Source organism: Pseudomonas sp. PSB11, from assembly GCF_014596605.1.
GTDB classification, from domain to species: Bacteria; Pseudomonadota; Gammaproteobacteria; order Pseudomonadales; family Pseudomonadaceae; genus Aquipseudomonas; species Aquipseudomonas umsongensis.
Map to the genome: position 1 here is coordinate 69,094 of NZ_NOIO01000005.1, position 21,960 is coordinate 91,053.

Annotated in this window: 19 protein-coding genes; 16 read left to right on the top strand and 3 right to left on the bottom strand. The window is 61.6% G+C overall.

Annotation, left to right across the window (positions count from 1 at the left end):
- The first annotated feature begins 162 nt into the window (after nt 1-162).
- Entirely contained in the window at nt 163-1,182 is a 1,020-nt protein-coding gene (locus CGA21_RS08505; protein WP_110751453.1) for a branched-chain amino acid aminotransferase, read from the top strand.
- A gap of 153 nt (nt 1,183-1,335) precedes the next feature.
- On the opposite strand, the gene CGA21_RS08510 is transcribed toward CGA21_RS08505, so the two are convergent.
- On the bottom strand, nt 1,336-1,674 hold the full coding sequence (locus CGA21_RS08510) for an FKBP-type peptidyl-prolyl cis-trans isomerase (RefSeq protein WP_110751451.1): 339 nt from the start codon (nt 1,672-1,674) through the stop codon (nt 1,336-1,338).
- A gap of 144 nt (nt 1,675-1,818) precedes the next feature.
- Between CGA21_RS08510 and CGA21_RS08515 the strand changes: the two genes are divergently transcribed.
- From CGA21_RS08515 to CGA21_RS08530, 4 genes are all read left to right on the top strand, one after another.
- A complete protein-coding gene (locus CGA21_RS08515; protein ID WP_110751449.1) occupies nt 1,819-2,874 on the top strand; it encodes a M4 family metallopeptidase in 1,056 nt (351 codons plus the stop codon).
- Complete coding sequence (locus tag CGA21_RS08520) at nt 2,871-3,194, top strand: protealysin inhibitor emfourin (RefSeq protein WP_110751447.1); 324 nt, start codon at nt 2,871-2,873, stop codon at nt 3,192-3,194. The genes CGA21_RS08515 and CGA21_RS08520 overlap by 4 nt, the downstream gene beginning before the upstream one ends.
- Nucleotides 3,195-3,299: 105 nt before the next feature.
- Entirely contained in the window at nt 3,300-5,108 is a 1,809-nt protein-coding gene (locus CGA21_RS08525; protein ID WP_188263978.1) for a monovalent cation:proton antiporter-2 (CPA2) family protein, read from the top strand.
- 57 nt (nt 5,109-5,165) lie between these two features.
- The gene (locus CGA21_RS08530; RefSeq protein WP_188263979.1) at nt 5,166-6,257 is read left to right on the top strand and encodes a DNA alkylation repair protein; all 1,092 of its coding nucleotides are present in this window, start codon (nt 5,166-5,168) and stop codon (nt 6,255-6,257) included.
- 108 nt (nt 6,258-6,365) lie between these two features.
- On the opposite strand, the gene CGA21_RS08535 is transcribed toward CGA21_RS08530, so the two are convergent.
- Nucleotides 6,366-7,268, bottom strand: coding sequence for a LysR family transcriptional regulator (locus CGA21_RS08535; RefSeq protein WP_110751440.1), 903 nt, complete (start codon nt 7,266-7,268; stop codon nt 6,366-6,368).
- A 120-nt stretch (nt 7,269-7,388) separates the two neighbouring features.
- Here CGA21_RS08535 and CGA21_RS08540 point away from each other — a divergent pair, with 120 nt between their 5' ends.
- Both CGA21_RS08540 and CGA21_RS08545 read left to right on the top strand, forming a co-directional pair.
- Nucleotides 7,389-9,035 (top strand): GMC family oxidoreductase, encoded by a 1,647-nt coding sequence (locus CGA21_RS08540; protein ID WP_188263980.1) that lies wholly within the window; start codon nt 7,389-7,391, stop codon nt 9,033-9,035.
- Nucleotides 9,036-9,153: 118 nt separating this feature from the next.
- Entirely contained in the window at nt 9,154-10,776 is a 1,623-nt protein-coding gene (locus CGA21_RS08545) for an MFS transporter (protein WP_110751436.1), read from the top strand.
- A 100-nt stretch (nt 10,777-10,876) separates the two neighbouring features.
- Here the strand turns inward: CGA21_RS08545 and CGA21_RS08550 are convergent, their stop codons facing one another.
- Nucleotides 10,877-11,245 (bottom strand): DUF427 domain-containing protein, encoded by a 369-nt coding sequence (locus tag CGA21_RS08550; RefSeq protein ID WP_020798535.1) that lies wholly within the window; start codon nt 11,243-11,245, stop codon nt 10,877-10,879.
- Between the two features lie 256 nt (nt 11,246-11,501).
- On the opposite strand from CGA21_RS08550, the gene CGA21_RS08555 reads away from it, so the two are divergent.
- From CGA21_RS08555 to CGA21_RS08595, 9 genes are all read left to right on the top strand, one after another.
- Entirely contained in the window at nt 11,502-13,445 is a 1,944-nt protein-coding gene (locus CGA21_RS08555; protein ID WP_188263981.1) for a DNA topoisomerase III, read from the top strand.
- 188 nt (nt 13,446-13,633) lie between these two features.
- Entirely contained in the window at nt 13,634-15,373 is a 1,740-nt protein-coding gene (locus tag CGA21_RS08560; RefSeq protein ID WP_188263982.1) for a dipeptidase, read from the top strand.
- A 398-nt stretch (nt 15,374-15,771) separates the two neighbouring features.
- Nucleotides 15,772-16,443 carry a GntR family transcriptional regulator gene (locus tag CGA21_RS08565; protein ID WP_110751430.1) on the top strand — a complete coding sequence of 224 codons (672 nt, stop codon included), beginning with the start codon at nt 15,772-15,774 and terminating at the stop codon, nt 16,441-16,443.
- 113 nt (nt 16,444-16,556) lie between these two features.
- Nucleotides 16,557-17,489 carry a 4-hydroxyproline epimerase gene (locus CGA21_RS08570; protein ID WP_110751428.1) on the top strand — a complete coding sequence of 311 codons (933 nt, stop codon included), beginning with the start codon at nt 16,557-16,559 and terminating at the stop codon, nt 17,487-17,489.
- Nucleotides 17,486-18,601 carry an NAD(P)/FAD-dependent oxidoreductase gene (locus tag CGA21_RS08575; protein WP_188263983.1) on the top strand — a complete coding sequence of 372 codons (1,116 nt, stop codon included), beginning with the start codon at nt 17,486-17,488 and terminating at the stop codon, nt 18,599-18,601. The genes CGA21_RS08570 and CGA21_RS08575 overlap by 4 nt, the downstream gene beginning before the upstream one ends.
- Nucleotides 18,594-18,830 carry a 2Fe-2S iron-sulfur cluster-binding protein gene (locus tag CGA21_RS08580; RefSeq protein WP_110751425.1) on the top strand — a complete coding sequence of 79 codons (237 nt, stop codon included), beginning with the start codon at nt 18,594-18,596 and terminating at the stop codon, nt 18,828-18,830. Before CGA21_RS08575 ends, CGA21_RS08580 begins: the two co-directional genes overlap by 8 nt.
- Nucleotides 18,827-20,083 (top strand): FAD/NAD(P)-binding oxidoreductase, encoded by a 1,257-nt coding sequence (locus CGA21_RS08585; protein ID WP_188263984.1) that lies wholly within the window; start codon nt 18,827-18,829, stop codon nt 20,081-20,083. Before CGA21_RS08580 ends, CGA21_RS08585 begins: the two co-directional genes overlap by 4 nt.
- A 74-nt stretch (nt 20,084-20,157) precedes the next feature.
- Entirely contained in the window at nt 20,158-20,907 is a 750-nt protein-coding gene (locus CGA21_RS08590) for an AraC family transcriptional regulator (protein WP_188263985.1), read from the top strand.
- 229 nt (nt 20,908-21,136) lie between these two features.
- Complete coding sequence (locus tag CGA21_RS08595; protein ID WP_110751419.1) at nt 21,137-21,955, top strand: transporter substrate-binding domain-containing protein; 819 nt, start codon at nt 21,137-21,139, stop codon at nt 21,953-21,955.
- The last annotated feature ends 5 nt before the right edge of the window (nt 21,956-21,960 follow it).

Sequence of the window (21,960 nt, forward strand, 5' to 3'; positions counted from 1 at the left end):
TCCCAAGAGCGGAGCGTCCATTGAGGCATTCCCGCGCAGAGCATGGGAACGATCAAAAATCCGGGCTGCGAAATGGGTCCGGAATGAAGTATTGTTGTCCCCATCCAGAAAACGTCAGAAACATTGAACCGTTTCGGCGGTTGTTAAGTGATAGAGGGTGTCATGGGTAACGAAAGCATCAATTGGGACAAGCTGGGTTTTGACTACATCAAGACCGACAAGCGCTATCTGTCGCACTGGCGTAATGGCGAGTGGGACGCAGGCACCCTGACCGAAGACAATGTGCTGCACATCAGCGAAGGCTCCACAGCCCTTCACTATGGCCAGCAATGCTTCGAGGGCCTGAAGGCCTACCGCTGCAAGGACGGTTCGATCAACCTGTTCCGCCCGGACCAGAACGCCGCACGCATGCAACGCAGCTGCGCGCGCCTGCTGATGCCACAGGTGTCCACCGAGCAGTTCATCGAAGCGTGCAAGGAAGTGGTGCGCGCCAACGAGCGTTTCATCCCGCCTTACGGCACCGGCGGCGCGCTGTACCTGCGTCCGTTCGTGATCGGCGTGGGTGACAACATCGGCGTGCGTACCGCGCCCGAGTTCATCTTCTCGATTTTCTGCATCCCGGTCGGCGCCTACTTCAAGGGCGGCCTGACCCCGCACAACTTCCTGATCTCCAGCTACGACCGCGCGGCCCCGCAAGGCACCGGCGCCGCCAAGGTCGGTGGCAACTACGCCGCCAGCCTGATGCCAGGCTCCCAGGCCAAGAAGGCCCACTTCGCCGACGCCATCTACCTGGACCCGATGACCCACACCAAAATCGAAGAAGTCGGTTCGGCCAACTTCTTCGGGATCACCCACGACAACAAGTTCGTGACCCCGAACTCGCCGTCGGTGTTGCCGGGCATCACCCGCCTGTCGCTGATCGAGCTGGCCAAATCGCGCCTGGGCCTGGAAGTGATCGAAGGTGACGTGTTCATCGACAAGCTGTCGGACTTCAAGGAAGCCGGCGCTTGTGGTACCGCAGCCGTGATCACGCCAATCGGCGGCATCAGCTACAACGACCACCTGCACGTGTTCCATAGCGAAACCGAAGTCGGCCCGATCACCCAGAAGCTCTACAAAGAGCTGACCGGCGTGCAAACCGGCGATGTCGAAGCGCCAGCGGGCTGGATCGTCAAGGTTTGACCTGACGTCCACGGCAATAAAAAAGCGCCGCCCCCGAATTCGAGGGCGGCGCTTTTTTTTGCGGCTCTTTCCCCTGTACGATTCGACATGCTCGCTCCTACAGGGATACAAACGGTCTCAACGGATCGGCGTTCGAGTTTCCATGCTCCACACTCAATCGTCCCGCGTCAGCACTTCCAGCAATTCAATCTCGAATATCAGGTTCGAATTCGGCGGGATCTTGCCCATCGTGCGCTCGCCGTAGGCCAGGTGCGCCGGGACCAGCAATTTGCGCTTGCCACCGACCTGCATGCCCATCAGGCCCTGGTCCCAACCCTTGATCACCCGACCGGTGCCGATCACGCACTGGAACGGCTTGCCTCGACTGTAGGATGAGTCGAATTCGCTACCGTCCTCCAGCCAGCCGCGGTATTGGGTGGTGATCAGTGCGCCTTTGACGGCGGTCTTGCCGTCACCCGGTTCAAGATCAATGATTTGCAGTTCGTCGTTCATGTTCTTAACTCATCTACAGTGCCCTGGACTTGCGGGCGCGGACGCAGGTTTTCGCAGAAACCGCTGCCAATGGCAACCGGCGGAACCGAATACCCCTGCGCCGCTCACATAAGTATCGACTTCGTGCTCAGAAAGGATGCTCTGATGACTGACCTGCGCAGTTTCATTCCCCCCTACATTCTGCACCGTATCGTCGCGCATGGATCTGAACACCAGCGTTCCAGCGCAATGAGCACATTGGCCCATGTGCGTACCCTTCGGCATACGCCTGGCCCACCGGTGCGTCCGGCTGCCGCCGCGATCCTGCCGGCACCCGCCAAACGTGGCCAGGTGCAGCGCAGTGTGCATGATGCCCAGGGCAAGATGCTCCTTCCCGGCATGCCGGTGCGCCTCGAAGGTCAGGCGCCGAGCGGTGATCCGGCGGTCGATGAGGCCTACGACGCGCTGGGGGCCAGCTACGATTTCTTTTGGAAAGTGTTGGGCCGCGACTCCATCGACGATAAGGGTTTTGCCCTGATCGGCAGCGTGCATTATGGCCAGGACTATGAGAACGCCTTCTGGAACGGTTCGCAGATGGTCTTCGGTGACGGCGATGGCGAAATCTTCCAGCGCTTCACCCGTTCGCTGGACGTGGTCGGGCACGAGCTGACCCACGGCGTGGTCGAGAGCGAAGCGGGCCTGGTGTACGCCGACCAGTCCGGGGCGCTGAATGAATCGCTGTCGGATGTGTTTGGCGTGCTGACCAAGCAGTATCTACTGGGGCACACCGCCGACCAGGCGGACTGGCTGATCGGCGCGGATTTGCTGACCCCGCGCATCAAGGGCGTCGGTTTGCGCTCGATGGCCCACCCGGGCACCGCCTATGACGACCCGCTGCTGGGCAAGGACCCGCAACCGGACCATATGCGCAAATTCGTGATCACCCAGGAGGACAATGGCGGCGTGCACATCAATTCCGGTATTCCCAATCGGGCGTTTTACCTGGCCGCCAAGGCCTTGGGAGGATTCGCCTGGGAAGCAGCCGGGCTCATCTGGTACGACGCACTGTGTGACAAGCGCTTGAGCCATGAGACGTCATTCAGTGCCTTTGCAAAACTCACCGTCGAGCATGCGCGTCGGCGCTTCAGCGCCAATGAAGCGCGGGTGGTGCACCGCGGCTGGTCACAGGTAGGCGTCGATACGACGCAGGAGGCACCATGAAAACCCTGCCGACACTGGACGACCGGGCCGTTGTGCGCCTGTCGCGCCAAGGTGGCTTCGCCGCGATCCAGGCCCTGACGCGCCCCCGGGAAATCGAATTTGCGCAATGCGATCTCGAGCAGCGTTCGCGCCTCTGTGGCCTGCTCGAAGGGTGCCTGCCGCTGGCCGACTCGGCCTCGGGCGGGGGGGATCAGCGCTTTTACCAGATCGAGCTGCACTACCGCGCAGGCGAACAGGACGACCAGATGGTGCTGAAAGTACCGGAAAACCAGGCCCCCGCTGAGCTTGTACGGCTCTGGGACCTGGGCGAATTGTTGTAGTGCGGTGGCGATGTCCGCTCGACAACTGTTTTGCGCGATAGCCTTGAACCCAGACCAGCCTTTATCCTTGTCGACCCGCCGTACCGAGTTGATGGAGTTTTTCTAATGCCCCATGAAGGCAGTCTGTTGCAAGCCGCAGTCGTATTTCTGCTCGCCGCCGTGCTCACCGTTCCCCTGGCCAAGCGCCTGCAATTGGGCGCGGTGCTGGGTTATCTGTTTGCCGGCGTGATCATCGGCCCCTCGGGGCTGGGCTTGATCGGCAATACGGAAAGTGTCGCGCACATCTCTGAACTCGGCGTGGTATTGCTGCTGTTCATCATCGGCCTGGAGTTGTCGCCACGACGCTTGTGGGTGATGCGCAAGGCGGTGTTCGGCGTCGGTCTGGCGCAAGTACTGCTGACAGGTGCGCTGCTGGGCGTATTGGCGCTGTATGTCTTCGGGCAACCGCTGAACACCTCGATCGTGCTGGGCCTGGGCCTGGCGCTGTCGTCCACCGCCTTCGGCCTGCAAAGCCTGGCCGAGCGCAAGGAACTGACCAGCCCCCACGGACGACTGGCGTTCGCGATCCTGCTGTTCCAGGACATCGCCGCGATCCCGCTGATCGCCATGGTGCCGCTGCTGGCAGGCAGTAGCGCAAACGTCAGCGCGGTCGACGATGTCAACCAGGGCCTTCGCGTGCTGGTCAGCATTGCCATTGTGGTGATCGGCGGACGCTACTTGCTGCGTCCGGTGTTTCGCGTGGTCGCCAAGACCGGCTTGCCGGAAGTGTCCACCGCGACCGCCTTGCTGGTGGTGATGGGCACCGCCTGGCTGATGGACCTGGCCGGTATTTCAATGGCCCTCGGTGCATTTCTTGCCGGCTTGCTGCTGGCAGACTCCGAATACCGGCACGAGCTGGAAGCACAGATCGAACCCTTCAAGGGCCTGCTGTTGGGGCTGTTCTTCATGAGTGTCGGTATGGGCGCCAACCTCGGCCTGCTGTTGCGCGAGCCAATCGTGGTGCTGGGGCTGACCGTGCTGCTGATCGCTGTCAAGCTGCCGTTGCTGTTTGTCGTCGGCCGCCTGGCCGGCGGTTTGAACAAGATCAGCGCCATTCGCCTGGGCATCGTGCTGGCGGCGGGTGGTGAGTTTGCCTTTGTGGTGTTCAAGATCGGCCGTGATCATGGTTTGTTCGATCCACGCCTGCACGACTTGCTGGTGCTGGCGATCACCCTGTCGATGGCGTTGACGCCTCTGTTGATGTTGTTGTGCGCCCGACTGGTTAGCCCGAAGGTGCAACCGGTGGTGGTTCCGGAGCAGTTTCGCGCAATCGACGCCGATGAGCCCCGTGTGGTGATCGCCGGCATGGGCCGTATGGGGCAGATCGTCGCGCGTATCCTGCGGGCTCAGAATATCAAGTTCGTGGCCCTCGACACCTCGGTGGAAACCATCGAACTGTCGCGCAGCTTCGGCGGCGTACCGGTGTATTACGGCGACCCGATGCGTCCGGAAATCCTCAGCGCGGCCAAGGTCGCCGATGCCGAGTTCTTCGTCATCGCCACCGACGACCCGGACACCAACATCAAGACCGCCGAACTGGTGCACAAGTTGTACCCGCACATCAAGATCATTGCCCGCGCCCGTAACCGCCAGCATGTGCATCGTCTGGTGGACCTGGGCGCCCATGCGGTGCGCGAAACCTTTTACTCCAGTCTGGAAATGAGCCGGCAGACATTGATCGGCCTGGGACTGACGCCCGAACAGGCCGATGCCCGGATCAAGCGCTTCAAGCATCATGATGAACAGGTGCTCGAAGCCCAGCACGCGATTTACGACGACGCGGTGAAGGTCAAGCAGACGGCGCAGGAAGCGCGGGCGGAACTGGCACGGCTATTCGAATCGGACCAGTTGGAAGAGCAGGCGAAGAACGGTTGAGATGAACTTGCCGGCCCCCTGGCCGGCAACCCGCCCCTATCACACACGGACTCCAACATGGCTGGCGACACCGCTCTCAAGGAAATCTTCAACGCCGAGCGCCTGCGGCACATCGCCGCCGAGATGACAGCGGTGTATCCCGACTTCGACGCCAAGGGTTTCCTGAAACTGGCCAACCATGGCCTGGCCGAATTGTCGGTGATGCAGCGCCTGGCGCGGGTCAGCGAATGCCTGCACGCGGTATTGCCGCTGGGTTATGAAGCGTCGCTGGAAGTGCTGCGCGCCCTCGCCCCTCGCCTCAACAGCGGTTTTGTCAGCATGTGCCTGCCGCATTACGTGGCGACCTATGGTACGGAGCGGTTCGAACTGTCGATGGAGGCGCTCAAGTACTTCACTGCGTTCGGTTCTTCGGAATTCGCCATCCGCCATTTCCTGCGCGACGATTTGCAACGCTCGCTGCAATTGATGCACGACTGGTCGCTGGACGCCAACGAACATGTCCGGCGCCTCGCCAGCGAAGGTTGCCGGCCGCGCCTGCCCTGGTCGTTTCGCCTGGAGCCGGTCCAGGCCGACCCGCGACTGGCCGCCGGGATCCTCGACAACCTCAAGGCCGACCCCAGCCTTTACGTGCGCAAGTCCGTGGCCAACCACCTCAACGACATCACCAAGGACCAACCCGAGTGGGTACTGGACCTGATCGAGGGTTGGTCGCTGGACAACCCGCACACCGCATGGATCGCCAGGCATGCCCTGCGCAGCCTGATCAAACAAGGCAACCTGCGCGCCTTGGCGATCATTGGCGCGGGGGGCAAACCTGAGGTCCAGATCATCGATGTGCAGGTCAATCCGCCGGTGATCGGGCTCGGCGAAAAAATCACCCTGTCCTTTGCGGTCAAGTCCACGGTACACAACAGCCAGCGCCTGGTGATCGATTACGCCATCGACTACGTCAAGGCCAATGGCAGCACCTCGGCCAAGGTCTTCAAGCTCAAGGCCCTGACGCTACCAGGCAACGCCACACAACCGATCACCCGCGGCCAGCACATCAAGGAACTGACCACCCGCCGGCATTACGCGGGCAGGCATGCGGTGCATGTGTTAGTGAATGGCGAGCGGTTGGCCAGTACGGCGTTTGAAATCCTCCCCTGAAACACGTTGCCGTGTAGGAGTTGCCGCAGGCTGCGATCTTTTGATTTTGTTTTTAAGACCAAAAGATCGCAGCCTGCGGCAGCTCCTACAAAGGAATCCGAGGCACCGTTAAATCACAAGGGGATTGGGCCCCAGCAGCAGCTCCTGCTCACGCTCACACAACTCCACCACGTAATCCCACATCACCCGCAACCGCACCGACTTGTGCAACTCGCGACGGGTACTGATCCAGTAGCTGCGCAGAATGCTCTCCTGGGGGAACAACGGCACAAGGCCAGGATCGGCACTGGCCATGTAGCACGGCAGCACGGCGATCCCAAGACCTGCGCGCGCGGCCTGTTGCTGGGCGATGACGCTGGTGCTGTGGAACACCACCTGCGGGTTGCGGCAAAAGCTGTTGAGGAACATCAATTCCTGGCTGAACAGCAAATCGTCGACGTAGCCGATCCAGGCATGGCGCCCCAGGTCTTCACGATTTCGCAGCGCCGGGGAGCGGTCGAGGTAGTCCTGGCTGGCGTAGAGCGCCAGGCGATAGTCCGCCAGTTTGCGCGTGACCAGCATGTCGGCGGCCGGGCGCTCCAGGTGGATGCTGATTTCCGCCTCGCGGTTGAGGATGCTGACAAAACGCGGCACCGCCACCAGTTCCACTTCCAGTCCGGGGTAGCGCTCGAACAGTCCGTTCATGCGGCTGGCAAGGAACATGATGCCCAGCCCTTCCGTCACCCCCACCCGGATCTTGCCCAGCGGCGCCGTGGACTGGGTGATTTCTTCTTGCGCCAGCAGCGCGACGTTCTCCATCGCCTCGGCGTGCTTGAGCAATGCTTCGCCCGCCGGCGTCAGCTCATATCCCTGGGCATGCTGCACGAACAGTGCGGTGCCCAGGCTCTTTTCAATGGCCTCGATGTGCCGCGCCACGGTGGCATGGGTGGTGTTCAAACGGCGCGCAGCCGTGAGCAAACGCCCGCTTCGCTGTAGCTCGAGAAAGAACCGCAGGTCATTCCAGTCGAACATCGTCCATCCCTTGGTCAGCGTTGTTTAAAAACGAACAGTAGCTGGGTAAAAACTAACATTCTTTTAACGAAAGCTAACAACTAGGATGAACCCCAACAAGAACAACAAGCGAGGTCAGGGATGCACGCTTCCCTTGATGAATACGACTACATCGTGGTCGGGGCCGGGCCGGCCGGTTGTTTACTGGCCAATCGCCTGTCGGCCAACCCGCAATACCGCGTGCTGCTGCTCGAAGCCGGCGGTCGCGACAATTACGCCTGGATCCACATCCCGGTGGGCTACCTGTTCTGCATTGGCAATCCGCGAACCGACTGGTGCTTCAAGACCGAGGCGCAACCGGGCTTGCAAGGTCGTACCCTGAGTTACCCACGCGGCAAGGTACTGGGCGGCTGTTCGTCGATCAACGGCATGATCTACATGCGCGGCCAGGCCGGTGACTACGACGGCTGGGCGGCCGACGGCAACCCTGGCTGGCGTTGGCAAGACGTGCTGCCGTTGTTCAAGAAGAGCGAAAACCATTTTGCCGGCGAGTCAACGTTTCACGGCGCCAGCGGCGACTGGCGGGTCGAACGCCAGCGCCTGTCCTGGCCGATTCTGGATGCTTTTCGCAGCGCCGCCGAACAAAGCGGCATCGCCAGCATCGACGACTTCAACCAGGGCGATAACGAAGGTTGCGGCTATTTCCAGGTCAACCAGAAGGCTGGCATACGCTGGAATGCGGCCAAGGCCTTTCTCAAACCGATCCGCCAGCGCCCCAACCTGACGGTGCTGACCGGTGTCGAGGTCGACCGCGTAATGCTGGAAAACGCTCGTGCTTCGGCGGTCAGCGCCCGCTGGCAGGGCCAGGCCAAGACTTTCAAGGCGCGCAAGGAAATCGTCCTGTGCGCCGGTTCCGTCGGTTCACCGAGCATCCTGCAGCGTTCCGGCATCGGCCCTCGCCCACTGCTGCAGCGCCTGGGCATCGGTGTAGTCCATGAACTGTCCGGCGTTGGCGGCAACTTGCAGGACCACCTGCAACTGCGGCTGATCTACAAGCTGGAGAATGCCCGAACGCTCAATCAAATCGCCGGCAGCCTGTGGGGCAAGATGGGCATGGGCCTGCGTTATCTGTATGACCGCAGCGGTCCGTTGTCGATGGCGCCGAGTCAGTTGGGGGCCTTTGCGCGTTCAGGGCCCGAGCAAACCTCGGCCAACCTCGAGTACCACGTGCAGCCGCTGTCGCTGGAGCGCTTTGGTGAGCCGTTGCATGCCTTCCCGGCTTTTACCGCATCGGTTTGCGATCTGCGTCCGCAAAGCCGCGGCACGGTGCAGATCCGCTCTGCCGATCCACAACAAGCGCCGCTGATCCAGCCCAATTACCTGAGCCACCCGGAAGACTTGCGGGTCGCCGCCGATGCCATCCGCCTGACCCGGCGCATCGTTGCCGCGCCGGCCCTGAGGGCGTTCAAACCGGTCGAGTACCTGCCCGGCGACAGCCTGCAGAGCGAGGAACAGCTGCATGAAGCCGCCGCGCGGATCGGCACGACGATTTTCCATCCGGTCGGCACCTGCCGCATGGGCAACGACGCGGACGCGGTGGTCGATGCCGAACTGCGCGTGCACGGCATCCCCGGCCTGCGCATCGCCGATGCCTCAATCATGCCGCGCATCACCTCGGGCAACACCTGCTCGCCTACGCTGATGATCGCGGAGAAGGCTGCGCAACTCATTCTTGACCCTGACACAAGGAGCATCACCCCGACAAAGGAACTGGCCACACACCCCTGAACCCTGCTCGCTCCTACGGGTGACGGGTACACCCGATTTATGGATAAACGCGGCGCCCGCCCACAAGGAAAGCGCCGACAGTGGAACAACAAAAACAATCACTGTGAGGGATACCGATATGTCAGAACACGTTCAGCCCCTGGAAGCCGTGCGCAGCGCGGGCACCAGCCAGGAAACCCAGAAAGTCATCTTCGCCTCGTCGCTCGGGACGGTTTTCGAGTGGTATGACTTTTTCCTCTACGGCGCCCTCGCGGCGGTGATCAGCAAACAGTTCTTCGCCGGGGTCAACGACACCACGGCGTTTATCTTTGCCTTGATGGCGTTCGCCGCCGGCTTCATTGTCAGGCCATTCGGCGCCCTGGTGTTCGGCCGGTTGGGGGACATGATCGGGCGCAAATACACCTTCCTCGCCACCATCGTGCTGATGGGCCTGGCAACCTTCTGCGTCGGCTTGCTGCCCAATTACGCGAGCATCGGCATTGCCGCGCCGATCATCCTCGTGGTGCTGCGCATGCTCCAGGGCCTGGCGCTGGGTGGGGAATACGGCGGTGCAGCGACCTACGTGGCAGAGCACGCGCCGATCGGCAAGCGCGGGTTCCACACCAGCTGGATTCAATCGACCGCCACCCTCGGCCTGTTGCTGTCGCTGCTGGTAGTACTGGGTTGCCGCTATTTCACGGGCGATCAATTCGAAGTCTGGGGCTGGCGCATTCCGTTTCTGTTTTCGATCATTCTGCTGGGCATCTCGACCTGGATTCGCCTGAGCCTGCACGAGTCGCCTGCGTTCGTGAAAATGAAAGAGGAAGGCAAACTCTGCAAATCGCCGATCCGCGATTCCTTCGGCAAGTGGGAAAACCTCAAGGTGGTATTGATCGCCCTGTTCAGCATCAACGCCGGACAAGCGGTGACCTTCTATGCTGCGCAGTTCTATGTGCTGTTCTTCCTCACCCAGTTCCTGAAAATGGACCCCGCGGTGGCCAACGGCTTGCTGATCGTCAGTGTGACCATCGGCGCACCTTTCTTCATTTTCTTTGGCTGGCTATCGGACAAGGTCGGGCGCAAACCCGTGCTGATGCTTGGCCTGCTGCTGGCCACCGCGTTGTACTTTCCGATCTTCAAGACCCTGGCCCACTACGCCAACCCGGCCATCGACCAGGCCAGCCGCCAGGCGCCGATTACCGTGCTCGCGGACCCGGCCACCTGCACCTTCCAGTTCGACCCGGTAGGCAAGGCGAAATTCGACAGTCCATGCGACAAGGTCAAGACCTTCCTGGTCAAGCAAGGCCTGCCGTACCAGAGCGCAGCAGCCCCGGCCGGCAGCGGTGTGCAGGTCAGCGTCGGTGACATGAAGATCGACGGTTTCGACGAAGCCGCCCTGCGGGGCGCGGTGACCCTGGCGGGTTACCCGCAACAGGCCGACATGCAGCAGATCAACAAACCAATGATCGTGGCCCTGATTGTCGCGCTGATCATCATCTCCGCCATGTGCTACGGACCGCTGGCGGCGCTGATGGTCGAACTGTTCCCGACCCGTATCCGCTACACCTCGATGTCCCTGCCCTACCACATCGGTAATGGCTGGTTCGGCGGCTTCCTGCCGACCGTGTCATTTGCCCTGGTGGTGTACACCGGCGACATCTTCTACGGGCTGTGGTACCCGGTGCTGATCACCGGGGTGAGCCTGGTAGTGGGGATGTTGTGCCTGCGTGAGACACGTAACGTCGATCTGGATAAGAACTGATTGAAAATCAAAACATCGCAGCCTGCGGCAGCTCCTACCCTGGAATGCGTTCCCCTGTAGGAGCTGCCGCAGGCTGAGATCTTTTAATGGCAATGGCGACTCACTCGTCGAGTTCAACGAGCTCGAACTTCACCTGGTCCGGATAAAACGCCATGTATTCGCGTATCTGTGCAACCGAGACTTTCGGATTCTCGTAACTCCACACCGCATTAGCCCCTTCATGCCCCGGCACCTGCAAACTGAAATAGCTGGCATCGCCCTTGTAGGGGCAATAGCTGGTGTGGTCGGTGCGGGCGAAATATTTCTCGTCGATATCTTCTCGCGGGACGTAGTACACCGGAGGGTAATTGGCCTCCAATAGCACCAGCGCACGTGAAGACGCAGCCACCTGGATACCGTGGAACTTCACCAACAGGCAGCCTGGCTGCTCGGCGATGGTGATGACAGGGCTGGGACCGGAGCTTTTCATGGAAAACAATCCTCATGACAGAAGTTGACCTGCAGGAGCGTGGCTTGCCCGCGATGGGCCGTGCAGCGACCCCAAAACCTGAGACTACGATTTATCAGGTATAACTCAGATTCCCCGATAACGATGGCCTCACAGCCAAACGGCCTGCGCAACCAGACGCAACGCAAAAACTGTACATCCATACAGATAAAGATTGCTCTCGCGCGCCGCTCACGCCATCCTGTGCACTTGCGCACATTGATCGACGATGGTGGTTATGCGGCTTTACCTCTGTGAAAAACCTTCCCAGGCCAAAGACATTGCGGCCGTGCTCGGCGCGCGGCGACGTGGCGACGGCTGCTGGCTGGGAACGGACGTCACAGTGACCTGGTGCATCGGCCACCTGCTGGAAACCGCGCCCCCGGATGCCTATGACGCGCGCTACAAGCGCTGGGTACTGGCAGACCTGCCGATCATTCCCGACAAATGGAAGATGACCGTCAAGCCGCGCTCGGCCAGCCAATACAAGGTGGTCAAGCGCCTGCTCGGCGAAGCACGCGACCTGGTCATCGCCACCGACGCCGACCGCGAGGGCGAGATGATCGCCAGGGAACTGGTGGAGCATTGCCGCTATCGCGGCCCGATCCAGAGATTGTGGCTGTCGGCGCTGGACGATGCCTCGATCCGCAAGGCCCTCGCCGCCCTCAAGCCCGGTGCTCAGACCTTCAGTCTTTACCATTCGGCGCTGGGGCGCTCCCGGGCCGACTGGCTGATCGGCATGAACATGAGTCGGCTATTCACCTTGCTGGGACGCCAGTCCGGGTATCAGGGCGTGCTGCCAGTCGGCCGGGTGCAGACGCCTACCTTGCGCCTGGTCGTGGATCGCGACCGCAGCATCGCCGCCTTCGTGCCCGTGCCCTACTGGGCTGTCGAGGTGCAGTTGCTGCACGACGGCACCACCTTCACCGCACAATGGCGGGCCGCCTCCGAGGTGTGCGACGACCAGGATCGCTGCCTGAATCAGGCGCTGGCGCAACGAGCGGCAGCGGCCATGCTTGCCGCCGCAAGCGCCAGGGTCATCAAGCTGCGCACCGAACGGATGCGCGAAGTGGCGCCGCTGCCATTCGACCTCGGCACCTTGCAGGAAGTCTGCTCGAAAAAGCTCGGGCTCGGTGCCCAGGAAACCCTCGACATCGCCCAGGCGCTCTACGAAACCCACAAGGTCATCACCTACCCGCGCAGCGACTGCGGCTACTTGCCACTCAGCCAGCACAGCGAAGCACCGGGCATCCTGGCGGCGCTACGCCAGGCCGACCCGGCACTGAATGCCTTGCACGATTATTTGGAGCCCCAGCGTCGCTCACGGGCCTGGAACGATGCCAAGGTCAGCGCGCACCACGGCATCATTCCCACCGCCGCGGCAAAAAACCTCGATCGCCTGGCAGGCAAGCAACGCGCGGTCTACACCTTGATCCGCGCCCGTTACCTGGCGCAGTTCCTGCCCAACCACGAGTTCGACCGCACCCAGGCCGACTTCGATTGCGCTGGCGAGGCCTTGCGTGCGGTCGGCAAGCAAATCGTCGAACCTGGCTGGAAACGCGCCCTGCCCGAAGCCCTTGCACCCGCCAAGGGCCGCGAAGCACCCGCCCCGCAAACCCTGCCCAACCTCAGGGAAGGCATTGATTGCGCGGTGGCTGACGTGCAACTCAAGGACCTCTGGACACAACCGCCCAAACCCTTCACCGAAGGCGACCTGATCAAGGCCATGAAAAACGTCGCCAAACTGGTGGAAGATCCATTGCTCAAGCAAAAACTCAAGGACACCACCGGCATCGGCACCGAAGCGACTCGAGCCTCGATCATCCAGGGCCTGCTCGACCGTGGTTACCTGATCAAGAACGGCAAGGCGCTTGCCGCGACCCCGGCCGCTTTCAGCCTGATCGATGCGGTACCGCGGGCCATTGCCGACCCGGGCACCACCGCCATCTGGGAGCAGGCCCTGGACATGGTGCAGAGCGGCGAAATGAGCCTGGACGAGTTCGTCACCAAACAGGCTGCCTGGATGAGCAAGCAAGTCAGTCGCTGCGCCGGCCTGAGCCTCACCATCAGCGGTCCGGCCAGCCCTGCCGGGCGCGGTGCAACGCCTTGGAAAAACAAACGCAAGCCGGCCAAGCGCAAGCCTGCAGGCACCAGCAAACGTGGGACAAAAACGGCCCTGTAGGAACCGACTCGCGGGCGATGGCGGTTCGTCATGCGCGTTTTTCATATCTGCGCCGCTTTTGCATTTCTGTGCGACAGATCCCACTTCGGGGGCTGCCCACCTCTCCCTCGCAGTGTTAGCTTGCGGATGTTTCTGATCATACGATCAGATATTTCCTACAAACCGCCTGCAAAGGAATGCCCCCAGCAATGGACTTTTCACTCAAGCACCTGGCCGCAGCTACCCTGATGGTCGCCAGCCTGTCGTCGTTCACCAGCGCTGCACATGCCAACATCACCCCGCAACAGAATGCGGTCATCCTCAAGACGTTCAGCGATACCTCGGTCAAGGATTTCCGCCAGTTCCTGACAAGCCTGGCCAAGCGCGATATCGCCAAGACTGATGATCTTGGCACGGCCATCAGTGCCTTCCTCGATAACAAGACACTGTCCCCTGAGCAGCAAAACCAGATCTATCGCCTGCTTGGCCTCTACACACGGGTGAAATACGGCAGCGCGGCTACGCAAACCCTGCGTGAACTGGTGGCCATCCCGACCGTGCGCGTGGACGGCGTTGCCCAGCACGACAATCCCGAATTCATCAAGATCGCCGAGAAGATCAAGAGCCTGGCCCAGGGGTTCAACCTGAGCTTTCGCAACATCGACAACCGCGTTTATGAAATTTCCCTGGAAGGCGCTGGTGATGAAGTCGTCGGCATTCACGCCCATGCCGACGTGGTGCCGGTGACGCCAGAGCATTGGGTACTGCAGGATGGCACCCGTCTCGATCCGTTCAAGGTCACCCAGGTGGGCGATCGCATGTATGGCCGGGGTACGGAAGATGACAAGAACGGCATCGTGGTCACGCTCTACGCCATGAAGGTCATCAAGGAAGAGAAACTGCCGCTGGCCAGGAACTTCAAGCTGCTGGTAGACACCACCGAAGAAACCACGGGCGACGCCATCCCCTATTATTTCGAACGCAACCCGACGCCGAACTACAACCTGGCACTGGATGGCGGCTACCCGGTGGTGATTGCCGAGAAAGGCTACGGCACGGTCATGGCCAGCTTCGCCAAGCGCAAGGCTCAAGGCAAGGGCGCTGAAATCACCGCGATGACCGGCGGCCTGGCGACCAACCAGATTCCGTCGACCTCGGTCGCCACCCTGGTGACGGACAATCCCGCGGAACTGGCGGCCAGCCTGCAGAAGGCCGGTACAGAGTACGCCATGCGCAATGGTGGCAACTTTGACGTCGCCGCCAAGGTGGTCGGCAACGACGTCATGCTGACCGTCACCGGTGTGTCCGCCCACTCCTCCGAACCCGAGTCTGGCGTCAACCCGGTGGCGCGGATGCTGGACTTCATCAACAGCCTCGACGGCAAGGTCGCGCTCAAGCACAACCACATCACCGACGCCGCCCGCTATGCCGCCGACAACTGGGGGCTGGATTACCTGGGGGGCAAATTGGCACTGGGTTTCGCCGATGAGTTCATGGGTCCGCTGACCACCTCCCTGACTTATGTCGGGATGGATGACAAAACCTTCAAGCTTGCGGTCAACCTGCGAGTACCGAAGGGCAAGTCCCCGGAAGTACTGAAGTCTGAAATCGCCACAAAACTGGATGCCTGGAGCAAACAGAGCAACATCGCACCAGCCTTCGACTACTCCATCGCCGAACCGATGTACCGCAATCCCGAGGGTGAATGGGTCAAGGCCCTGCTCGCCGTGGCCAGCGAAAACCTCGGCATGGAGCACAAGTTCGGTACCTCCGCCGGCGCCACCTCAGTGCACGAACTGCCCAACGGCGTGCAATTCGGCCTGGCCATGCCGGACGTCAAATACACCGGTCACAACGACAACGAGTTCAAGACCACCGAGCAATTCCTGCTTGACCTGCAAATCGTGACCGAGATGATGAGCCGCATCGGGCAGCTACCGAAGCTTTGATTCACCTGGCGGGGTCGCTACGTCACGGCGCCCCCACCTTCCCCTTGTCTGGGCACGCTGTGCGGCGATCTGATTTGCCGGCGAACCAGACGCTGCGGTGTACCTGTTGCACCGCGTTACCGTTCTTCGCGGCCAACCGGATCGCCGCACCGCTGACGCCTACAGGACTTTGCACGCGCTCCGGATGTACCTGCCAAAACGTTAATTCCCCACCCTCACCGGTCTGCGTTAGCACACGTACGTCGTTGTAGATCAGTACTGATGTCCGCGCCCCGGCATTCGGCCGCGTGAAATGTGTGTACAGGTAAGTCATGCGAACTACGTCAAGGCACAGGCCAGTGAGTTTCGGCGCAAAATTCGTATACCATATCTCTAACTCAATCCGAACGACCGCCGCCGTGAACTCACCCAAATTCAACGCTCCCGACTTGGGCAATGCGCCTTCGACATCGGAAATCATCACTCGCCATCTGCGTGACGCCATCGTCGCGGGGCACTTCGCCGAAGACGAGCCTATTCGCCAGGACGACATCGCCCGGCAGTTCAACGTCAGCAAGATCCCGGTCCGCGAGGCCCTCAAGCGTCTGGAAGCCGAAGGCCTGGTGATGTTCCAGCGCAATCGCGGGGCAATGGTCACGCGGGTGTCGGATGCCGAACTGGCACAGATGTTCGAAGTGCGCATGTTGCTTGAAGACAAGGTGCTGCGTCTGGCCATTCCCAACATGACCGAAGACACATTCGCCCGCGCCGAACGCATCTGCCAGGAGTTCATCGGCGAAGATGACGTGGGACGCTGGGCTGAGCTCAACTGGGAACTTCACGCCTGTCTCTACGAGCCGGCGCAACGCCCGTTTCTGGTGGGCCTGATCCGTTCGGTCAACGACAAACTGGAACGTTATCTGCGGATGCAGATGAGCCTCTCCTCCGGGAAGGAACGTGCCGACCACGAGCACCGGGAGATCGTCGAAGCCTGTCGCGCCGGTGACGTCGACCGGGCCGTGAAGTTGCTCGACGAACACATCGCCGGGGTCTGCAAAACGTTGTTCGAGCACCTGCCCCACCACCATTGACCGTCTGCTTGATTGTGCCGATTTCGTCATCGGTGCAGGATAAAACCATCAAGCCGCCAAGCCCTCGACGGGCCACTCTTGCGTTCACTCAACTGAACGGACGTGGCCCTGTCATGAAACGCATCACCGTGATCGACTCCCACACCGGCGGCGAACCCACCCGCCTGGTGACCGGCGGTTTTCCCGACCTGGGTACCGGCAGCATGGCCGAACGGCTTCGGCGGCTGGCTGAACACCATGATCAATGGCGCGCCGCCTGCGTACTCGAACCACGGGGCAGCGACGTGCTGGTTGGCGCATTGTTGTGTGAACCGGTCGACCCCGCTGCCTGCGCCGGAGTGATTTTCTTCAACAATACCGGCTACCTCGGCATGTGTGGCCACGGGACCATTGGCCTGGTGGCGTCGCTGGCACACCTGGGCAAGATCGGTCCGGGCGTGCACAGCATCGAAACACCGGTCGGCACCGTGCAGGCCACCTTGCACGACGACTTCTCCGTCAGCGTGCGCAACGTGCCGGCCTATCGTTATCGCAAAGCCGTAGCCTTGCAGGTGCCGGGGATCGGCCAGGTGGTTGGCGATATCGCCTGGGGGGGCAATTGGTTTTTCCTGATCGCCGAACATGGCCTGCCAATCGACAGTGACAACCTGGAGGCGTTGACCGCTTACACCTACGCCGTGCAGCAAGCACTGGACATTCAGGGGATACGCGGTGAAGACGGCGGGTTGATCGACCACGTCGAACTGTTCGCCGATGACGCCCAGGCCGACAGCCGCAACTTTGTGCTCTGTCCCGGCAAGGCCTACGACCGTTCGCCCTGCGGCACCGGCACCAGTGCCAAGTTGGCGTGCCTGGCGGCCGACGGCAAATTGCAACCGGGTCAGATCTGGCGGCAGGCCAGCGTGATCGGCAGCGAGTTCGAGGGCTCCTACGAACGTCATGGCGAGCGCATCGTACCGACCATTCGCGGCCGCGCTCATATCAGTGCCGAAGCCAGCCTGATCATTGAACAGGCCGACCCGTTCGCCTGGGGCATTCGCCCATGAACCAAGGCCTGGTGGCCGATGTGATCGTGATCGGTGCAGGTATCATCGGCGCCGCTTGTGCCCAGGCGCTGGCCCGGCGCGGCTTGCGTGTGCTGGTACTGGACGCTGGCCTGCACGGCGCGACAGCCGCCGGCATGGGCCACTTGCTGGTGCTCGATGACAACCCTGCCGAACTGGCCCTGAGCCAATACTCAGTGCAACGCTGGCGCGAACAGGCCCCGCAACTGCCCAATAGCTGCGCTTATCGCAGCAATGGCACACTGTGGCTGGCGGCCAATGCCGAGGAAATGGCCGTGGCCCAAAGCAAACACATGAACCTTCAAGCCCGGGGCGTTACCTGCGAGCTGATCACCCGCAACGCCTTGCATGCCCGCGAGCCGGAGTTACGCGATGGCCTGGAGGGTGGTTTGTTGATCAACGGCGACGGCATTCTCTATGCCCCGGCGACCGCCAACTGGATGCTCGACACGCCGGGCATCGAACAACGGCGGGCACGGGTCAGCGAGGTCGATGGCAACCGCGTGCGACTCGATGATGGCCAGTGGTTGAACGCTGAAGCGGTCATTTTGGCCAACGGCATCCAGGCCAATGACCTGTGCCCCGAGTTGCCGATCGAACCGAAGAAGGGCCACCTGCTGATCACCGACCGCTACCCCGGCAAGGTCACCCACACGCTGGTAGAGCTGGGTTACGTCACCAGCGCCCACAACGCGACGGGACCGTCGACCGCCTGCAACATTCAGCCCCGCCCCACCGGGCAATTGTTCATTGGTGCTTCGCGACAATTCGGCACCACCGACCCGCAGGTCGAAGGTTGGATGCTCGCGAAAATGCTCAAGCGCGCCACCGAATACATGCCGGGCCTGGCTCAACTCAACGGTATCCGCGCCTGGACCGGTTTTCGCGCCGCCAGTCCGGACGGCCTGCCGCTGATTGGCCAGCACCCCAAACGCAAAGGCCTGTGGCTGGCGGTCGGGCACGAAGGACTGGGGGTCACCACGGCGCCCGGGACTGCCGACTTACTGGTCGCGCAATTGTTCAACGAGACGCCGCCTCTGGCGGTACAACCCTATCTGCCGCAACGTTTTCTTGAAGAGGCCGCCTATGCTTGATTTGATCATGGATGGCCGCGCGCTGAAGGTGGCCGCGGGCACGACGGTGGCTGCGGCACTGGCACTGGCCGGTGACGGTTGCAGTCGCACTTCAGTCAGCGGTCAACGGCGCGCGCCGATGTGCGGCATGGGTATCTGCCACGAATGCCGGGTGACCATTGACGGTCGCCGCGCCCTGGCCTGTCAGACGCTATGCCAGCAAGGCATGCAAGTGCAGACTCGACCATGAACGAATACGCCGACCTGCTGATCATCGGCGCCGGCCCCGCGGGCATGAGTGCCGCCCTCGCCGCTGCGTCCACTGGTGCACACATTGTGGTGCTCGACGACAACCCGCTGCCGGGCGGCCAGATCTGGCGCGACGGGCCACAGGCCAGCCTGCCGAATCAGGCACGGCAGATGCGCGAGCGCCTGCAGGCCAACAGCAATATCCGCCACCATGCCGGCACCCGTGTAATTGCCCTCGCTGGTGCCAAGCAATTGCTGGTGGAAGACGCCGACCGAGGCTGGTTGATCGGCTATGACAAACTGATTCTATGTACCGGTGCCCGTGAATTGCTGCTGCCCTTCCCCGGCTGGACGCTGCCAGGAGTGACCGGCGCGGGCGGGCTTCAGGCGCTGATCAAGGGTGGCCTGCCCGTGCAGGACGAGCGTGTGGTGATCGCCGGCAGCGGGCCGTTGCTACTGGCCAGCGCGGCCACTGCGAAACACAACGGTGCCCAGGTGCTGCGCATCGCCGAGCAGGCCTCTGCGGTCGCGGTCGCAGGATTCGCCCTGCAGCTGCCGCGCTGGCCGGGCAAGCTGGTGCAATCTCTCAGTCTGCTCGACCGCCATTACTGCACTGGCACCCACGTCGTGGCGGCCTTGGGCAACGAACGGCTGGAAGCTGTGCGATTGCGGCATCAGGGCAAAATCGTTGAATTGGCGTGTGATCGCCTGGCCTGTGGTTTCGGCCTGATTCCCAACACCCAACTCGGTCAGGCCTTGGGCTGCGCGCTCGATGGCTCGGCGCTTGCCGTGGATGCCTGGCAAACCACGAGCCGTACCGGCCACTACGCCGCTGGCGAATGCACCGGTTTCGGCGGCAGTGAGCTGGCGCTGGTCGAAGGGACAATCGCCGGGCACGTGGCGGTGGGTAACACCGCGGCAGCACGGGATTTGTGGCCAAGTCGCGCACGTTGGCAGGGTTTCGCCAAGGCGTTGAACAGCGCCTTCAGCCTCGACCCGCAGCTCAAGTCGCTGGCGCAACCCGACACGCTGGTCTGTCGTTGCGAAGACGTACCCTACTCGGTGCTATCCGGACACGTTGGCTGGCGCGAGGCCAAACTGGCCAGCCGCTGCGGCATGGGCGCCTGCCAGGGCCGGGTGTGTGGCGGTGCCTTGCAGTATCTGTTCGACTGGCAACCCACGGCGCCCCGGCCGCCGTTCAACCCGGCGCGCGTCGAAACCCTGATGTGCCTGGATGACACGCCACCGGTGTAAACGCTCGCTTCGGGGTTTCGGGGGCGCTGCCGAGTCTTTATAGTCCCGGTAGTCGCCACCAGGCCCCTGTTGATATGTTCCCCTCACTCAATCATTTCAAACCCTGCGACCTGCCGACGCTGCTGAACAGTTTGCAGGCCATCGCGACGCTGCTCGATACCCTGACGGACGTGGTGTTTTTCATCAAGGACTGCGAGGCCCGTTACGTTTTCGTCAACCAGACCCTGGTCCGACGCTGTAGCTTCAAGCACAGTGACCAACTGTTGGGGCTGACAGCAGACCGTGTCTTCCCGGAGCGCTTTGGCCCGATTTACACCGAGCAGGATCGGCGGGTGTTGAGCACCGGACGCGAATTGGTCGACCAGCTCGAACTGCACCTGTATTTCGGTAACCAGCCGGTCTGGTGCCTGACCCATAAACTCGCGCTGCGCGATGAACATGGGCGGATCGTCGGCCTGGCCGGCATTTCCCGTGACCTGCAATTGCCCCAGTCCAACCACCCGGCGTTCCAGAAACTGGCAGCGGTGGATGCGCACATCCGTCGTCATTTTGCTCGACCTATCAGCCTTGCCGAACTGACGGCAATCGCGGGCTTTTCGGTTGCGCAACTCGAACGCCATTGCAAACGGGTGTTCCAACTCACCCCACGGCAGATGATCCACAAGTCCCGGCTCGAAGAAGGTACGCGGTTGTTGCTGGACACCGACCTGCCCATCACCGAAATCGCACTGCGCTGCGGCTATACCGACCACAGTGCGTTCAGCCGCCAGTTCCGTGCCCTTACCAGCCTTTCGCCCAGCCAGTTCCGCGATCGTGGTCGTTGACATGTTCCTTTAAGGGGCGCCTCGCACACAGGGTGCTCCCTTCTGTAACACCTGCCTGCCCGGCGGCACGACGCCGCTGCCCTGCTCCCGACTTCTAAACCGCCCTGACTCAAGGGCTGGAAAATATTTGCCGGTAAAAAGGCAAATCGGCACAACCGTTGCTATTGTTAATATCGTATACGAAATCCCCAATACGATATCTAACAACACTTCCGACAACGAGGCCTCTATGAAAACCCGCGCATTTACCGTAGCCCTCAGCGCTGTCCTCAGTACCACCTTCATTGCCACCGCACAGGCTGACAAACTCGACGACATCATCGGTTCCGGCAAGCTGCGCTGTGCCGTAACCCTGGACTTCCCGCCCATGGGTTTTCGAGATGCCAGCAACGCCCCGGCGGGTTTCGACGTGGACTATTGCACCGACCTGGCAAAGGTCCTCGGGGTCGAGGCCGAAGTGGTCGAAACCCCCTTCCCGGACCGCATTCCGGCACTGATATCCGGGCGGGCCGACGTGATTGTCGCCTCGACCTCCGACACCCTTGAGCGGGCCAAGACCGTCGGCCTCACCGTGCCGTACTTCGCCTTCCAGATGGTCGTCCTGACCCGCGACAACACCGGCATCAACAGTTTCGACGACATCAAGGGCAAGGCACTGGGCAACACCAGTGGCACCTATGAAGCCATTGCCCTGGAGAACGATGTGAAGAAATGGGGCACCGGTACCTTCCGTGCCTACCAGTCACAAAACGACACGCTGCTGGCGGTGGCCCAGGGTCATATCGACGCCACGGTGGTCACCAATACCGTCGCCGCCGCAACGATCAAGTCGGGTAAATACAAAAACCTGAAGATCGCCGGGAACGCGCCCTACACCATCGACTATGTCTCCCTGGGTACCAAGCGCAACGAGTACGGCCTGCTCAATTACCTCAACCTGTTCGTCAACCAGCAGGTGCGCAACGGTCGCTACAAGGAGTTGTTCACCAAATGGGTCGGCACCGAGATTTCGCCGAGCGACCTGACCGTGCCAAAGGTCTACTACTGAGGTGC

What these genes read in the sequence shown, in the direction of transcription:
- CGA21_RS08505 (WP_110751453.1), top strand. Translation starts at nt 163, where the DNA reads ATGGGTAACGAAAGCATCAATTGGGACAAGCTGGGTTTTGACTACATC.
- CGA21_RS08510 (WP_110751451.1), bottom strand. Translation starts at nt 1,674, where the DNA reads ATGAACGACGAACTGCAAATCATTGATCTTGAACCGGGTGACGGCAAG.
- CGA21_RS08515 (WP_110751449.1), top strand. Translation starts at nt 1,819, where the DNA reads ATGACTGACCTGCGCAGTTTCATTCCCCCCTACATTCTGCACCGTATC.
- CGA21_RS08520 (WP_110751447.1), top strand. Translation starts at nt 2,871, where the DNA reads ATGAAAACCCTGCCGACACTGGACGACCGGGCCGTTGTGCGCCTGTCG.
- CGA21_RS08525 (WP_188263978.1), top strand. Translation starts at nt 3,300, where the DNA reads ATGCCCCATGAAGGCAGTCTGTTGCAAGCCGCAGTCGTATTTCTGCTC.
- CGA21_RS08530 (WP_188263979.1), top strand. Translation starts at nt 5,166, where the DNA reads ATGGCTGGCGACACCGCTCTCAAGGAAATCTTCAACGCCGAGCGCCTG.
- CGA21_RS08535 (WP_110751440.1), bottom strand. Translation starts at nt 7,268, where the DNA reads ATGTTCGACTGGAATGACCTGCGGTTCTTTCTCGAGCTACAGCGAAGC.
- CGA21_RS08540 (WP_188263980.1), top strand. Translation starts at nt 7,389, where the DNA reads ATGCACGCTTCCCTTGATGAATACGACTACATCGTGGTCGGGGCCGGG.
- CGA21_RS08545 (WP_110751436.1), top strand. Translation starts at nt 9,154, where the DNA reads ATGTCAGAACACGTTCAGCCCCTGGAAGCCGTGCGCAGCGCGGGCACC.
- CGA21_RS08550 (WP_020798535.1), bottom strand. Translation starts at nt 11,245, where the DNA reads ATGAAAAGCTCCGGTCCCAGCCCTGTCATCACCATCGCCGAGCAGCCA.
- CGA21_RS08555 (WP_188263981.1), top strand. Translation starts at nt 11,502, where the DNA reads ATGCGGCTTTACCTCTGTGAAAAACCTTCCCAGGCCAAAGACATTGCG.
- CGA21_RS08560 (WP_188263982.1), top strand. Translation starts at nt 13,634, where the DNA reads ATGGACTTTTCACTCAAGCACCTGGCCGCAGCTACCCTGATGGTCGCC.
- CGA21_RS08570 (WP_110751428.1), top strand. Translation starts at nt 16,557, where the DNA reads ATGAAACGCATCACCGTGATCGACTCCCACACCGGCGGCGAACCCACC.
- CGA21_RS08575 (WP_188263983.1), top strand. Translation starts at nt 17,486, where the DNA reads ATGAACCAAGGCCTGGTGGCCGATGTGATCGTGATCGGTGCAGGTATC.
- CGA21_RS08580 (WP_110751425.1), top strand. Translation starts at nt 18,594, where the DNA reads ATGCTTGATTTGATCATGGATGGCCGCGCGCTGAAGGTGGCCGCGGGC.
- CGA21_RS08585 (WP_188263984.1), top strand. Translation starts at nt 18,827, where the DNA reads ATGAACGAATACGCCGACCTGCTGATCATCGGCGCCGGCCCCGCGGGC.
- CGA21_RS08590 (WP_188263985.1), top strand. Translation starts at nt 20,158, where the DNA reads ATGTTCCCCTCACTCAATCATTTCAAACCCTGCGACCTGCCGACGCTG.
- CGA21_RS08595 (WP_110751419.1), top strand. Translation starts at nt 21,137, where the DNA reads ATGAAAACCCGCGCATTTACCGTAGCCCTCAGCGCTGTCCTCAGTACC.